10 protein-coding genes are annotated in these 12682 nt (G+C 66.1%); 6 read left to right on the top strand and 4 right to left on the bottom strand.

Translation table 11 applies throughout. The annotated features are described in order from the left end of the window. Positions 1-867, bottom strand: coding sequence for a pirin family protein (locus LO55_RS00800; protein ID WP_071360063.1), 867 nt, complete (start codon positions 865-867; stop codon positions 1-3). A 131-nt stretch (positions 868-998) separates the two neighbouring features. On the opposite strand from LO55_RS00800, the gene LO55_RS00795 reads away from it, so the two are divergent. From LO55_RS00795 to LO55_RS00770, 6 genes are all read left to right on the top strand, one after another. Further along, positions 999-2546 carry a dipeptidase gene (locus LO55_RS00795; protein ID WP_071360062.1) on the top strand — a complete coding sequence of 516 codons (1548 nt, stop codon included), beginning with the start codon at positions 999-1001 and terminating at the stop codon, positions 2544-2546. 213 nt (positions 2547-2759) lie between these two features. Further along, positions 2760-5012, top strand: coding sequence for an ATP-binding protein (locus tag LO55_RS00790; protein WP_071360061.1), 2253 nt, complete (start codon positions 2760-2762; stop codon positions 5010-5012). Positions 5013-5380: 368 nt separating this feature from the next. Then, positions 5381-6475, top strand: coding sequence for a galactose-1-phosphate uridylyltransferase (gene galT, locus LO55_RS00785; RefSeq protein WP_071360060.1), 1095 nt, complete (start codon positions 5381-5383; stop codon positions 6473-6475). Further along, the gene (locus LO55_RS00780) at positions 6472-7575 is read left to right on the top strand and encodes a M24 family metallopeptidase (protein ID WP_005668764.1); all 1104 of its coding nucleotides are present in this window, start codon (positions 6472-6474) and stop codon (positions 7573-7575) included. Before galT ends, LO55_RS00780 begins: the two co-directional genes overlap by 4 nt. Further along, positions 7572-8681: a galactokinase gene (galK, locus tag LO55_RS00775; RefSeq protein ID WP_071360059.1), complete on the top strand. Its 1110-nt coding sequence runs from the start codon at positions 7572-7574 to the stop codon at positions 8679-8681. Before LO55_RS00780 ends, galK begins: the two co-directional genes overlap by 4 nt. Further along, complete coding sequence (locus LO55_RS00770) at positions 8668-10479, top strand: glycoside hydrolase family 2 protein (protein ID WP_071360058.1); 1812 nt, start codon at positions 8668-8670, stop codon at positions 10477-10479. Before galK ends, LO55_RS00770 begins: the two co-directional genes overlap by 14 nt. 66 nt (positions 10480-10545) lie before the next feature. Here the strand turns inward: LO55_RS00770 and LO55_RS27145 are convergent, their stop codons facing one another. The 3 genes from LO55_RS27145 to LO55_RS00755 all read right to left on the bottom strand — a co-directional run bounded on the left by LO55_RS27145 (position 10546) and on the right by LO55_RS00755 (position 12159). Further along, entirely contained in the window at positions 10546-11181 is a 636-nt protein-coding gene (locus LO55_RS27145) for a hypothetical protein (RefSeq protein WP_143054428.1), read from the bottom strand. 158 nt (positions 11182-11339) lie between these two features. Next, positions 11340-11753, bottom strand: a complete 414-nt coding sequence (locus LO55_RS00760) for a VanZ family protein (RefSeq protein WP_071360056.1) — start codon at positions 11751-11753, stop codon at positions 11340-11342. Between the two features lie 106 nt (positions 11754-11859). After that, on the bottom strand, positions 11860-12159 hold the full coding sequence (locus tag LO55_RS00755; protein WP_071360055.1) for a hypothetical protein: 300 nt from the start codon (positions 12157-12159) through the stop codon (positions 11860-11862). Positions 12160-12682: the final 523 nt, after the last annotated feature.

Here is a 12682-nt window from a genome sequence, read left to right as displayed (position 1 = left end):
TCAAGCCTGCGTCGAACCGAAGCGCCCGGCCTGGTAGTCGGCGATTGCCTGCACGATCTCTTCGCGGGTGGTCATGACGAAGGGACCGTGCGCCACCACCGGTTCGCGGATCGGTTCGGCATGGCCGAACAGCAGCAGCGAATCGGCCTCGGCCCGGATGTGCAGGGCGTCGCCGTCGTCGTCCAGTTCCACGAGTTGGTAAGCGTCGACGAGATCGCCGGGGTCGCCCACGCCGATACGTCCACGCACCACGTACAGCAGCACGTTGCGTCCCTGCAGGCCGGCGACCTTCAAGCGTCCTCCGGCCTGCATCGCGACCGTGCTCATGAACACGCCGGTCAATGACTGCACCGGTCCCGTGCTCGTCTCCCACTCGCCGGCGATCAGGTGCAGCGTCACCTTGCCGCCATCGAGCGGCAGGGCGGGGATCTGGTCGCGCTGCAGGCCGGTATAGGCGGGCGCGCTCATCTTCAGGCGCGACGGCAGGTTCACCCACAGCTGCAGGATCTCGAGCGGGCCGCCGCGTTCCAGAAAATCGCGCGGCGAGACCTCGGCGTGCACGATGCCGCTGCCGGCCGTCATCCACTGGATGCCGCCGGCGTGGATCACGCTCTCGTGGCCGGCGCTGTCGCGATGCGCCAGCATGCCGTCGACGATGAAGGTGACGGTCTCGAAGCCGCGGTGCGGATGCGGTCCGAACGGCAGGCCGCGGTTGTGCGGTCCGTAGACCTGCGGGCCGTGATGGTTCAGGAACAGGAACGGGTCGATCTGCTCGAGGTGGTGCGAGGGCACGGGGCGCTGCGTCAGCAGGTCGCCGATGTCGTCGCGCAGGGCGGGGTGCAGGCGGCGGATGGTCTTGTCGGTCATGGGCGTTTTCTCTTGGTGCGAAGCGCCTAACGATACGCGGAAAACGCGGATCGGGTGCACACATGCCTGTGCTAGACTCCTTGCGCATTTGCAATCCCGCGCCGTATTCCTGCGCCGTTTCCTGGAGTTGTATGTACAAGAAAGCCTTGATTGCCAGCCTGGTGCTGGCGTGGACCGCCGCCACCGGCGCCGCCACTGCAACAGCAGCGCCTGCCGCATCTTCCGCGCCGGCGACGGCGCCGAGCGACGCCGCCGTCAGCGCCGCCAAGTATGCGGTCCAGACCTACCGCAACGACGTGGTCGATACCCTGGCCAGGCTGGTCAGCTTCAATACGGTGGTCGATGCGCGCTACCCGTCCGACCTGAATCCGGTCCATATCGCGTTCAAGGCCGCGTTGAAAGAGGAGGCCGAGCGTCTCGGCCTCGATTACGAGGACCATGGCTGGACCGTCATCGTCGGTCTCGGCAAGGGCAGCGAGCGGGTCGGCATCGTGACCCATGGCGACGTGCAGCCGGTCGACCCGGGCAAATGGAAGAAGTCGCCCTTCGTGCTGGACCGCACCAGCGAGCCGGGCAAGCTGATCGCGCGCGGCGCCGAGGACGACAAGGGACCGATCGCCACCGCGCTGTATGCGATGAAGACGATCCGCGACCGCCAGATCCCCTTGAACAAGCGCATCGAACTGTATGTGTACATGGGCGAGGAGTCGGACTGGGAACCCTTGACCGAATTCCTCAAGACCCACGTGCCGCCGCAAATGAGCATCACGCTCGACGCCGAGTATCCGGTGGTGACGGCGGAGAAGGGCGGCGGCACCGTGGCCGTGACGATCCCGAAGGCGGGCGCCGCGCTCCCGGCGGCCGGCGACGCCCATATCGCCGAATTCAGGGGCGGCTCCTTCAATACCCAGATTCCCGAAGACGCCGAGGCGCTGGTGGCCAATGCCACGCCGGAGATCGAGCGGCAGATCCGCGCGCGCGCCGCGGCGCAGGACGACATGCGCTACACCTTCGAGCGCCAGGGCGCGAACCTGAAGGTGGTCGCGAAAGGCGTGTCGGCCCACTCGTCCAAGCCGCAGGAAGGCGTGAACGCGGTCAGCATGCTGGCCGACGCGCTGGCGGTGCGCGACTGGCCGAACACGGTGGCCGGCGGCGTGGTGAACTACCTGAACGACCTGGTCGGCACCGGTTATTACGGCGAGAAGTTCGGCAAGATCGCCTACCGCGACAGCTTCATGGGCCCGATGACCTTCAAGCCGACCGTGATCCGCCAGCTGGACGAAGGCATCGAGGTCGCGATCAATGTGCGCCGGCCGCGCGGCAAGACGACCGAGCAGCTGACGTCCGAGATCGACGCCGCCCTGGCCGAGTGGCAGGCGCGCCGCCTGCCGCTGGCGAACGTCAGGGTCGGCGTACGCGACCCCTGGATTCTCGAGAATGCGCCGCAGGTGCCGACCCTGCTGTCGACGTTCTCCTATTTCACCGGCATGAAGGACGCCAAACCGGTGGCGATCGGCGGCGGCACCAATTCGCGCCTGTTCCCGAACGCGGTCAGCTTCGGTCCATCGATGCCGGGCCAGAAGTACACCGGTCACTCGGAACACGAATTCATCACCACCAAGCAGCTGTTGCTGAACCTGCAGATGTACACGGCCGTCCTGGTCGACCTGGCCAGGTAAGCGCATCGAAGTCAATGGTTAAGACTTGCTCTTGCGCCTTGAAAAAATTGCCGATCGTCTAAATTATTGGCAAGTGAAAATTTGCTTGAATGCCGGCGATAGAATGTGAAGTCGTGCCCGACTTTCGACTCCGCGTATTTAATCGTTTGGCTTTAGTATCGAGTGGAAGCGGGTTTTCTCAACATCCCGCAACATCCCGAGTATCTGATACACATGAGCCAGACGATTTCGCAAGCCACCCTGGTCGAGTGCGAGAACGAACCGATCCACATCCCGGGCGCGATCCAGCCGTTCGGCATCCTGGTCAGTATCGACATTCCTTCACTGAAGATCACCAACGCCAGCGTCAACTGCGCCGAGGTCTTTGGCGTCAATGCCGTTTCGCTGGTCAACCGTTCGCTGGCCGAGCATCTGTCGGCCACCGCGCTGGCCTCGTTGCGGGCGTATATCAGCGCCGACGATCTGGTCGAGGCGGCGCCCCTGGTCATTCCCATTCTCGATCTGGCCACGCAATGCGAGCGGGAATGGGAGCTGACGGCCCACCTGCGGCACGGCGTGCTGATCCTCGAGTGCGAGGCCCTGGCGCCGCAGGAGGCGCTGTCCACCTCGCTGCAACGTTCGATCCGCAGCGCCGTTCACGTGGTATTCGCCGCGAGCAGCCTGCTTGACCTGTGCCAGCGCACCGCCGAGCAGGTAAGGATGATCACCGGCTTCGACCGCGTGATGATCTACCGCTTCACCGAGGATTGGCATGGCGACGTCGTCGCCGAAGCCAAATCGGAACAGGCGCACTCGTACCTGCACCATCATTTCCCGGCCTCGGACATTCCGGCGCAGGCAAGGCGGATTTTCCTCGAAAACTGGCTGCGCATGATTCCGGACGTCGGCTATGCGCCAGTGCCGATTTACCCCGACCGGAATCCGGCCACGGGCGGTGCCCTCGATCTTGGCCTGTCGGCGCTGCGCAGCGTGTCCCCGTTGCATGTCGAGTACCTGCGCAATATGGGCGTCGGCGCCACGCTCACGCTGCCGCTGATCGATGGCGGCAAGCTGTGGGGCCTGATCGCCTGCCATCATCCGACCCCCAACAAGCTGGGCTCCGACCGCCGCCTGGGCGCCAAGATGATCGCGCAGATCGTGTCGTCGCAGCTGGTGCTGAAGGAGTCGATGGAAGACCAGCGCTACCGGGGCGAGTTGAAACGGATACATGCGAAGCTGATCGCGCGTACCGAAGAAGAGGACGACCTCGTCCCGGGGCTGGTCAAGCGCAGCCAGGACGTGCTGGACCTGGCCGGCGCCGGCAGCGCCGCGATCTATTACAACGGCAGCTGGACCACGATCGGGCAGACGCCGGATGTCGGGCAACTCGAACTGCTGGTCGAGTGGCTGTCGGCCGAGCATGCCGATGAGCAGATTTACGCGACCAATCAGTTGGGCAATTTCTTTCCGCAAGCCCGGCAATACAAGGACATCGCCAGCGGCCTGCTGGCAATGTCGATCCTGAAGGCCGACCAGAACTACGTATTGTGGTTTCGTCCCGAAGTCATCACGACCGTGGTGTGGGCCGGCGCGCCCGATAAACGGGTGCAGGTCGAGGACGGCGTCGCCCGGCTGCATCCGCGTTTTTCCTTCGATTCATGGAAGCAGGTGGTCGATGGCGTGGCCACGCCATGGAAACGCGCCGAGGTCGAGGCGGTGTCGGACTTCCGGGTCAGCGTGCTTGCCTATGGCCTGCGGCGCGCCTTCCGGCAGGAGCAGGCCGCCAGGGAGCTGGCCGAGCGCGCCAGCCTCGAGAAGGAAAGCTTGGTCCACATGGTGTCGCACGACATCCGCAACCCGCTGAGCGTGCTGAAGATGACCTTGCAGGTGATGCAGATGGACCAGGCGCTCACGCCGGCCATGCTGGCGCAACTGGTCGCGCGTGGCCTGCGTGCGACCGACTCGATCGAGCGGCTGGTGACGTCGGTCCTGGATTTCGCCAAGAAGGAGCACGCCGCCCTGGCGCCCGGCCTGCAGCTGGAAAACGTGAATGCGCTGATCCGCGAAGCGATCGACCTGGCGCTGCCGCTGGCGAGAAAAGCCGAGGTCGGCGTCTCCGCGGCGGTCGAGCCCGGCAAGCTCATGATTGCCTGCAAGCGGGCGCGCGTCGAGCAGGTGCTGGGTAACCTGATCAGCAATTCGCTCAAGTTCACGCCGGCGGGAGGCCGCATCACCGTGGCCGCGCGCCACAGCGACGGCGAGGTCGTCGTCTCGGTCGCGGACACGGGCATCGGCATCGCGCCGGAGTTGTTGCCGCGCATTTTCGATCGCTTCACCCAGGGGCGTGTCGGTTCGGAAAAGGGCGCAGGCCTGGGCCTGTCGATCGTCAAGGGGATCGTCGAGCAGGAAGGTGGTCGCCTCTGGGTCGACAGCGCAGTCGGCGTCGGATCGACCTTCTATTTCACGCTTCCTCTGCGTCAGGAATAAGCTGCCTGGTAGCAATATGCGCTGACATTGCCTTGCTGTGCGTGTCAGCGTTTTTCTTGGCGTTTGGTGTAATTACTTCTATTTGCGATGTAGGTATGTGCCTACAATATTTTGAAGTGCGAGGGCTAGCTCATGCACTGTCCCTTATGAATCCACGTCTTAGACTGAGCGCTGTCTCGCCCCTGTGACAGAGCGGTATTGTCGCCCGGAAAATGAGTTTGTACGCCTCTGAAAGTGTGGCGAAAACAGCATGTTAGGATCGGTTTCTCGTGCCGCGAGCGCGCCGATGCATTGGTATCCGGCGTGCGCGCTTGCGCCCGGACCGACCAATGCTTGACCGAACGCTTGATCGAACCTGAACTGTTGCCATGCATAGTAAAGAACTCAAGAAACCGGACGGACGTCACCTCACCCTGTACAGCAATGGGCCGATCCCTGACGGCATCGTCGCGCCCAGTCCGTTCCCGGATCCGCAGCATGCGAATCCACACCTGCGCTGGCATTCGCTGCGCGGCGAATGGGTGACCTACGCCGCCTTCCGCCAGAACCGCACCTACCAGCCGCCGCCGCAATACAACCCGCTGGCGCCGACCGTGGACCAGGAGCATCCCACCGAGATGCCGGCCGGCGACTACGAGATCGCCGTGTTCGACAACCGCTTTCCTTCGCTGGCGCTGGAGTCGCACGATCCGCCATTGGCGACGGTGCCGACCGCGCCGGCCAACGGCCATTGCGAGGTGGTGGTGTTCACGCAGGATCCGCATGCGGCGCTGGCCCACCTGCCGCTGTCGCGCATCGAGCTCCTGCTGCAGGTCTGGGGCGATCGCACCACCCGCATCGGCAGTCACCAGCACATCCATTACGTGCTGCCGTTCGAGAACCGCGGCGCCGAGGTCGGCGTGACCCTGCACCATCCGCACGGCCAGATCTATGCCTATCCCTTCGTGCCGGCGGTGCCGGCGCGCATGCTGGCGCAGGAGCGCGAATACTATCTGCAGCACGGCGCCAGCTTGCTGTGCGACATGGCGCGCGACGAGGCCGCCGACGGCCGGCGCGTGCTGTACCAGGACGAGTACGCGATCGCCTTCGTGCCGGCCTGCGCGCGCTATCCCTACGAAGTGTGGGTGATGCCGACCGCGCCGTGCAAGGATTTCGCCGCGCTCACGCCGCCGCAGCGCGAAGGACTGGCGCGCGCGCTCAAGACCGTGCTGCTCAAGTACGAGACCCTGTGGAACCGGCCTTTCCCCTACCTGATGGCCTGGTACCAGGCTCCGACCGACGGCGCCGAGCACCCGGAAACCCAGCTGCACGCCCAGTTCTATCCGCCTTACCGCACGCGCGACCGCCTGAAATACCTGGCCGGCACCGAGCTGGCGGCCGGCATGTTCGCGATGGACGTGCTGCCCGAAACCACGGCCTATGAATTGCAGCAGGTCGAAGTCAGCCTGGAGGACGCCGCATGACGGGGCTGGATATGCGGGCCACGGAGGTGGCCGACAAACTGGCGCTGCTGCGCGCGACACTGGTCCAGGAAGGGGCCGGCGCGGTGCGCCTGCGCGGCACCGACTGGTTCGCCTGGGTCACGGCCGGCGGCTCGAGCGCGGTGCTGCTGACCACCGGCGTCGGCGTCGCCGAAGTGCTCGTCACGCAGGACGACGCCTGCGTGCTGACCGACGAGATCGAGGGCGAGCGTCTGCGCGCCGAGGAAGTCCCGGGCGGCTTCACCTTCCACATCGAACCGTGGGCCGAGCCGGAGCTGCGCGAGCGCTTCGTCGCCAATGCGGCCCAGGGCCGCGCCGTCCTGTCCGACCGTCCCGTGGGCGAGGAACTTCCCTTGCCGCTGGCGCTGCGCCAACGCAAGCTGGTGCTGGGCGACGCCGAACAGGCGCGCTACCGCCTGCTGGGCCGCGAGGCCGCCGAGGCGATGACGGAAGTGCTGCACCGGGCCAGGCCCGACTGGACCGAGCAGCAGCTGGCCGGCGCCGGCGCCGAGGCGCTGTGGCGGCGCGGCATCCATCCGGCCCTGGTGCTGGCGGCCGGCGCGCGGCGCCTGCCCCTGTACCGCCACGCGACGCCGTCGCACGAGCCGCTCGGCGAGCGCGCCATGCTGGTGTTCTGCGCGCGCCGCCACGGCCTGTATGCGAACCTGACCCGCTTCGTGAGCTTCGGCGGCGCCGGCTCGGCGCCCGAGGCGCAGCGCGCGCTGATGGATGTCGAGGCCACCGGCCTGGCCGCCGTGGCGCCGGGTAAATCGCTGTCGAGCGTCTATCATGCGCTGGCCCAGGCCTACCACCATGCCGACGTCGAAGGCGCGATCCGCGAGCACCACCAGGGCGGCATCACCGGCTACCTGGCGCGCGAGATCGTGGCCACCGCCAGCACCGCGACCCAGCTCGAGGAAGGCATGGCCTTCGCCTTCAACCCCAGCTTCGGCGGCATGAAGATCGAAGACACCTTCCTGCTCGGCCCGCAGGGGCTCGAGAACCTGACGTGCGATCCGGGCTGGCCGGCGCTGGACGTCCATGGCCGCAAGCGGCCGCTCTGGCTGGAGGCGCAGGCATGACCTTGAACCCCGACACCTTCTTTGGCGGAGCGCCCGAAGTGAACGCCTCGGCCCCGGGCCGGGTCAACCTGCTGGGCGAGCACACCGACTACAACGACGGCTTCATGCTGCCGGTGGCGACGCCCCAGCGCACCATGGTGGCGCTCAGCCGCAGCGGCGACGACCATTTCCACTTCTATTCGCCGAACCTCGATGCGACCGTGACCTTCGCCCGCGACGGCAGCGCGCCGCAGGGCTTCGGCAGCTATATCGAGGGCTGCATCCGGCTGGTGCAGGCGGAAGGAATCGAGGTGCCGCCGCTGCGCGTGTACGTCGAGACCGACCTGCCGGTCGGCTCGGGCCTGTCGTCCTCGGCCGCGCTCGAGGTGGCGATGCTGCGCGCCCTGCGCGCGCTGCTGGATATCGGGCCCGATGCGCTGGACGACGTCAAGCTGGCCCGCATCGCCCAGCGCGCCGAGATCGAGTATGCGCGCGTGAATTGCGGGATCATGGACCAGATGGCGTCCAGCCTGGCCGACGAGAGCAATATGCTGTTCATCGACGCCCGCACGCTGGAGCATCGCCTGGTGCCGCTGCCGCCAGACACCGAGCTGATCGTGGTCGACTCGGGCGTGGCGCGCAAGCTCGCCGCCAGCAAGTACAACGAGCGCCGCGCCGAATGCGAGGAGGGCGCGAAAAAGCTCGGCGTGCAGGCGCTGCGCGACGTCGCCGACCCGGCCTCGGTGGAGAGCCTGCCGCCGCCGCTGCGCGAGCGGGCGCGCCACGTGGTGCAGGAAAACCTGCGCGTGCTCGAAGCGGCGCAAGGCGTGAGCGCCGAGCGCTTCGGCGAATTGATGAATGCATCGCATTTCAGCCTGCGCGACGACTACGAGGTCTCGATCCCGGAACTCGACGCGCTGTGCGAGGCCCTGCGCGCCGCCCCCGGCGTGCTGGGCGCGCGCCTGACCGGCGCCGGCTTCGGCGGCGCCTGCGTGGCGCTGTGCCGCAAGGGCCAGGCGCAGCAAGCCGCCGCCAGCGCGCTGGCGGCCTATAACCAAGATGGACGCCAAGGCCGGATCCTGGTGCCGGTGCCGACTGACAGAAAGGACCACGATGAACCAGTTTGAATATCCCCGTCCACAGCTGGTGCGCGACCAGTGGCAGAACCTGAACGGCAAGTGGCGGTTCTGCTTCGATGACGAGGGCAAGTACTTCATGCCGTCCGACGTCAAGGAGTGGACGCACGAGATCACCGTGCCGTTCGCTCCCGAGACCGAGATGAGCGGCATCCAGGACACCGGTTTCCACCGCGTGGTCTGGTATCAGCGCGACTTCGAACTCATGCCCAACGACGGGCGCACGATACTGCACTTCGGCGCGGTCGACTACAGCGCGAAGGTGTGGGTCAACGGCCAATTGGTGGCCGAGCACGAGGGCGGCCATACGCCGTTCTCGGCCGACATCACCTGCGCCATGCAGGCCGACGGCAAGCAGACGGTGACGGTGTGGGTCGAGGACGATCCGGCCGACCTGGCCAAGCCGCGCGGCAAGCAGGACTGGCTGCTCGACGCGCACTCGATCTGGTATCCGCGCACGACCGGCATCTGGCAGACCGTCTGGGTCGAGCAGGTGGCGCCGACCTATATCCAGAAGCTGCGCTGGACGCCGGTGTTCGAGACCTACGAGATCGGTTGCGAAGTGTTCGCGACCGGTGACATCCAGCAGGAGCTGTTTGTCGAGGTCAAGATCTGGCACGGCGACCAGCTGCTGGCGGACGATTACTACAAGCTGCTGGCCGGCGAAGCCAACCGCAAGATCGCGCTGTCCGACCCCGGCATCGACGATTCGCGCAACGAGATCCTGTGGAGCCCGGAGCGGCCGACCCTGCTCGACGCCGAAGTGACCCTGCGCTGCGGCGACGTGGTGCTGGACCGCATCCGCTCGTACACGGCGCTGCGTTCGGTGTCGATCAACCGCGACCGCTTCATGCTCAACGGCCGCCCTTACCAGCTGCGCCTGGTACTGGATCAGGGTTACTGGCCAGAATCGTTCATGACGGCGCCGTCGGACCAGCACCTGAAACGCGACGTCGAACTGGTCAAGCTGATGGGCTTCAACGGCGTGCGCAAGCACCAGAAGATCGAAGACCCGCGCTTTTTGTACTGGGCCGACAAGCTGGGCCTGCTGGTATGGGAAGAGATGCCCTCGGCCTACCGCTTCAGCCCGCGCGCGATCACGCGCATGGTCAAGGAATGGACCGAGGCGATCGAGCGCGACTACAGCCATCCCTGCATCATCGTGTGGGTGGCCTTCAACGAGTCGTGGGGCGTGCCCAACCTGACCCTGACCCAGGCCCATCGCAACGCGGTCGAAGCGCTATACCACCTGACGCGCACGCTCGATTCGACCCGTCCGGTGATCGGCAACGACGGCTGGGAGGCGTCGGCCACCGACATCCTCGGCATCCACGACTACGACAGCGACCCGGAGAAAATCCTGGCGCGCTACGCCGTCACCGATCCGGTGCGCACCCTGTTCGACCAGCGGCGTCCCGGCGGGCGCATCCTGACCCTGGATGGCTTCCCGCACCGCGGCCAGCCGATCGTGCTGACGGAATTCGGCGGCATCGCCTACGATCCGAAGCAGACCCCGAATCCGGACGAGACCACCTGGGGCTATAGCCGCGCCCATACGGCGGAAAGCTATCTCAAGCAGTACCGGCGCCTGCTGCAGGTGGTGAATGAGACCTTCATGTTCAGCGGCTTCTGCTATACCCAGTTCGCCGACACCTTCCAGGAGGCCAATGGCTTGCTGAACGCCGACCGGACGCCCAAGCTGCCGCTGGATGTCATCAGCAATGCGACGCGCAACATCCCGATGTTTCACCGCGAGGTGGAGGAGGGCAAGGACCCGGGCACGCCCTGAGCCCGGCAATCCCTCGTTTGCTTCTGTCACGGGTGGACGGCCGGTCCACCCGGCGGCGCGGCCCGGCTAGCGCTGGATGGCGCCACCCGTCACGTTGATACGGTCGCCGCTGCGGAAGTCGGGTGTGGCGCCGTGGGTGACCACCTGCGTGCTGCCGTCGTCCATGCGCACCGTGACGCGATAGGACTGGCTGCTGCCGGCGCTGCTGGTCGCTCCGGCCGCGCCGCTGCTGCCCATCGACGAATCGCCCTCGGTAATGCCGCTCGATGCCGGCAGGACCTCGATCGCCAGCACGGTGCTGTTGGGCGCCGCGCTGGCCGCGGCCGCGCCCGCGGTCGAGGCGCCGCCGCTGCCGTCGTCCTGCATGCTGGAGGTGCCGGAGCCGCTGGCGCCGGAGGCGCCCGAGCTGCCCGAGCTGCCCGACGTGTCGGAGCTGCCCGAGACGCCGGCGCCGTCCTGGATGCTCTCGGTGGTCGTGCCGCTGCTGCCCGAGGTGCCCGGGGTGCCCGAGGTGCCCGAGGTGCCCGAGGAGCCGCTGGATCCCGCGCCGTAGTCGCTGGTTCCGGTGCTGCCGCTGGCGCCGCTGGCGCCACTCGACGACGATCCGCTGGATGCTTCGCCACGCATGGCGGCGCACCCCGAAATGGCGAGCGCGACCGCCAGCAGGCCCGCCATGGCCACGCTCTGGTGTGTTTGCTTCATGATCAACTCCTCGTTTGGATGTTTAGTGGGGATGTGACGATGCCGCGCGCCACGAGGATAAGAGGCGGGAAGTGCGGCAGCGTTCCAGCTGACTTCCTTTGGAGGCCGGTTGGATCAAGCTGGAGGGTTCTTTGCGGAACCCGAACGGAGGATGATGGTCAGCGCCGACGCGTCGCCGGCGCCGGCCGCGGAGCGCGGCTGGCCAGCACCGCCAGCACGGTGGAGGCGAGGGTGGCGGCCGTGACGTCGACCAGCCAGTCGCGCACGTCGCCCGAGCGATACGGGAAGAAACTTTGCACCCATTCGTCGACGGCGCCCATCAGCGCGATGGCCAGCATCGCCTTCAGGGCGCGCTGGAGCGGCGTGCCGGTGGCGCCCAGGAACCACAGGGCGGCCAGGAAGGCGTAGGTCATGCCATGCAGCACCACGCCGGACGCATAGGCGCCGACCTCGGCGCGGGCGCCGGGGATCGAGCCCGCCACCAGGATGGCCAGCAGCCCGAGCAGGGCGAAGCCATGCAGGGCGCGGCGGACTGTGGGTGGGGGGTGCAGCAGGGACGACAGAGCGGGCATCGAGGCGAACGGGGTAGGTGGATGCGTAAGGTGGGCGCGTAAGGTGGACGCGTAGAGCGGCAACCATACCACGCTTGCAGCCAATTGCCCGCACGTTAATGCCAGATCAGATCGTCAGGGCCGGCGCGCCATCTGCGTAATGGGCGTCGAAACAGCTTTCGCAATCGGCACAGAACAGGTGGGCCATGCGCACGCTGCCCTGTCGCAAGACCAGCTTTAAGTGGGCTTGCTGGCACTTGGGGCAGACTTCGCGGACGCTGCCGAAAGTGAGCAGGTTGAGCGGCGTGCTGTCGCTGTCGAGCGTGTCGACGACGGCGCCCGGATTGAGTTCGCTCAGGACGAGGTCGCCGTCTTCATGATGGCGGCGGCAAGTGTCGGGGGCGTTGGCTGGTACACGTAGGTTCATAGGACGGGTTCCCTTGGACGTTTCGTTGTACGTGGTCTTCCGACCCGTGGCCGAATCGGAAGCGCGAACTTTATGATAGTCAAATCAGCGACGGCTTCAAGCGCTGTGACAATTTTTTTACTGCGGGTTGCGCTGGGGCAGAGAGTGAGACCAGTCTGCAACAGGTCAAGTTCCAGCCTGCGGGCACCTAAAAAAATGCCCGCCGGTGGCGGGCACAACCCAAGATCGGGCCAAGAGATGCGAAATCGGTTGGTGTGTAGCACCCCGGGCGCTGCACACCTGCTGTCATCAGGCATATCGGTTGCGTGTATGACAGGTGATTCTTAGTATAGGGAGAGTTTGTGACGCGATTGTGACTAAGCGCAAAGTTCTGGCGGTATCAAATGACCGACGGGCGCCGTCGCGTCATGCATGTGCCTTATACGTAGAACTACGTAGCGGCGGCCTTCCTGGCCGTTTCAGGCAAAAAAAAAGCCCGCTCTTGCGCGGGCTCAAAACTATTTTCTTGGAGGAGAATAGTGGA

Source organism: Massilia timonae (assembly GCF_001866515.1).
Lineage (GTDB): Bacteria > Pseudomonadota > Gammaproteobacteria > Burkholderiales > Burkholderiaceae_D > Telluria > Telluria timonae.
The sequence above is the reverse complement of the archived record's forward strand: the minus strand, read 5'-3'. Positions and strand labels throughout refer to the sequence as shown.

Coding starts and splice junctions, on each gene's coding strand:
- LO55_RS00780 (WP_005668764.1), top strand. CDS start 6,472: ATGACGGGGCTGGATATGCGGGCCACGGAGGTGGCCGACAAACTGGCG.
- LO55_RS00790 (WP_071360061.1), top strand. CDS start 2,760: ATGAGCCAGACGATTTCGCAAGCCACCCTGGTCGAGTGCGAGAACGAA.
- LO55_RS00800 (WP_071360063.1), bottom strand. CDS start 867: ATGACCGACAAGACCATCCGCCGCCTGCACCCCGCCCTGCGCGACGAC.
- LO55_RS00760 (WP_071360056.1), bottom strand. CDS start 11,753: ATGCCCGCTCTGTCGTCCCTGCTGCACCCCCCACCCACAGTCCGCCGC.
- LO55_RS00755 (WP_071360055.1), bottom strand. CDS start 12,159: ATGAACCTACGTGTACCAGCCAACGCCCCCGACACTTGCCGCCGCCAT.
- galK (WP_071360059.1), top strand. CDS start 7,572: ATGACCTTGAACCCCGACACCTTCTTTGGCGGAGCGCCCGAAGTGAAC.
- LO55_RS00770 (WP_071360058.1), top strand. CDS start 8,668: ATGAACCAGTTTGAATATCCCCGTCCACAGCTGGTGCGCGACCAGTGG.
- LO55_RS00795 (WP_071360062.1), top strand. CDS start 999: ATGTACAAGAAAGCCTTGATTGCCAGCCTGGTGCTGGCGTGGACCGCC.
- LO55_RS27145 (WP_143054428.1), bottom strand. CDS start 11,181: ATGAAGCAAACACACCAGAGCGTGGCCATGGCGGGCCTGCTGGCGGTC.
- galT (WP_071360060.1), top strand. CDS start 5,381: ATGCATAGTAAAGAACTCAAGAAACCGGACGGACGTCACCTCACCCTG.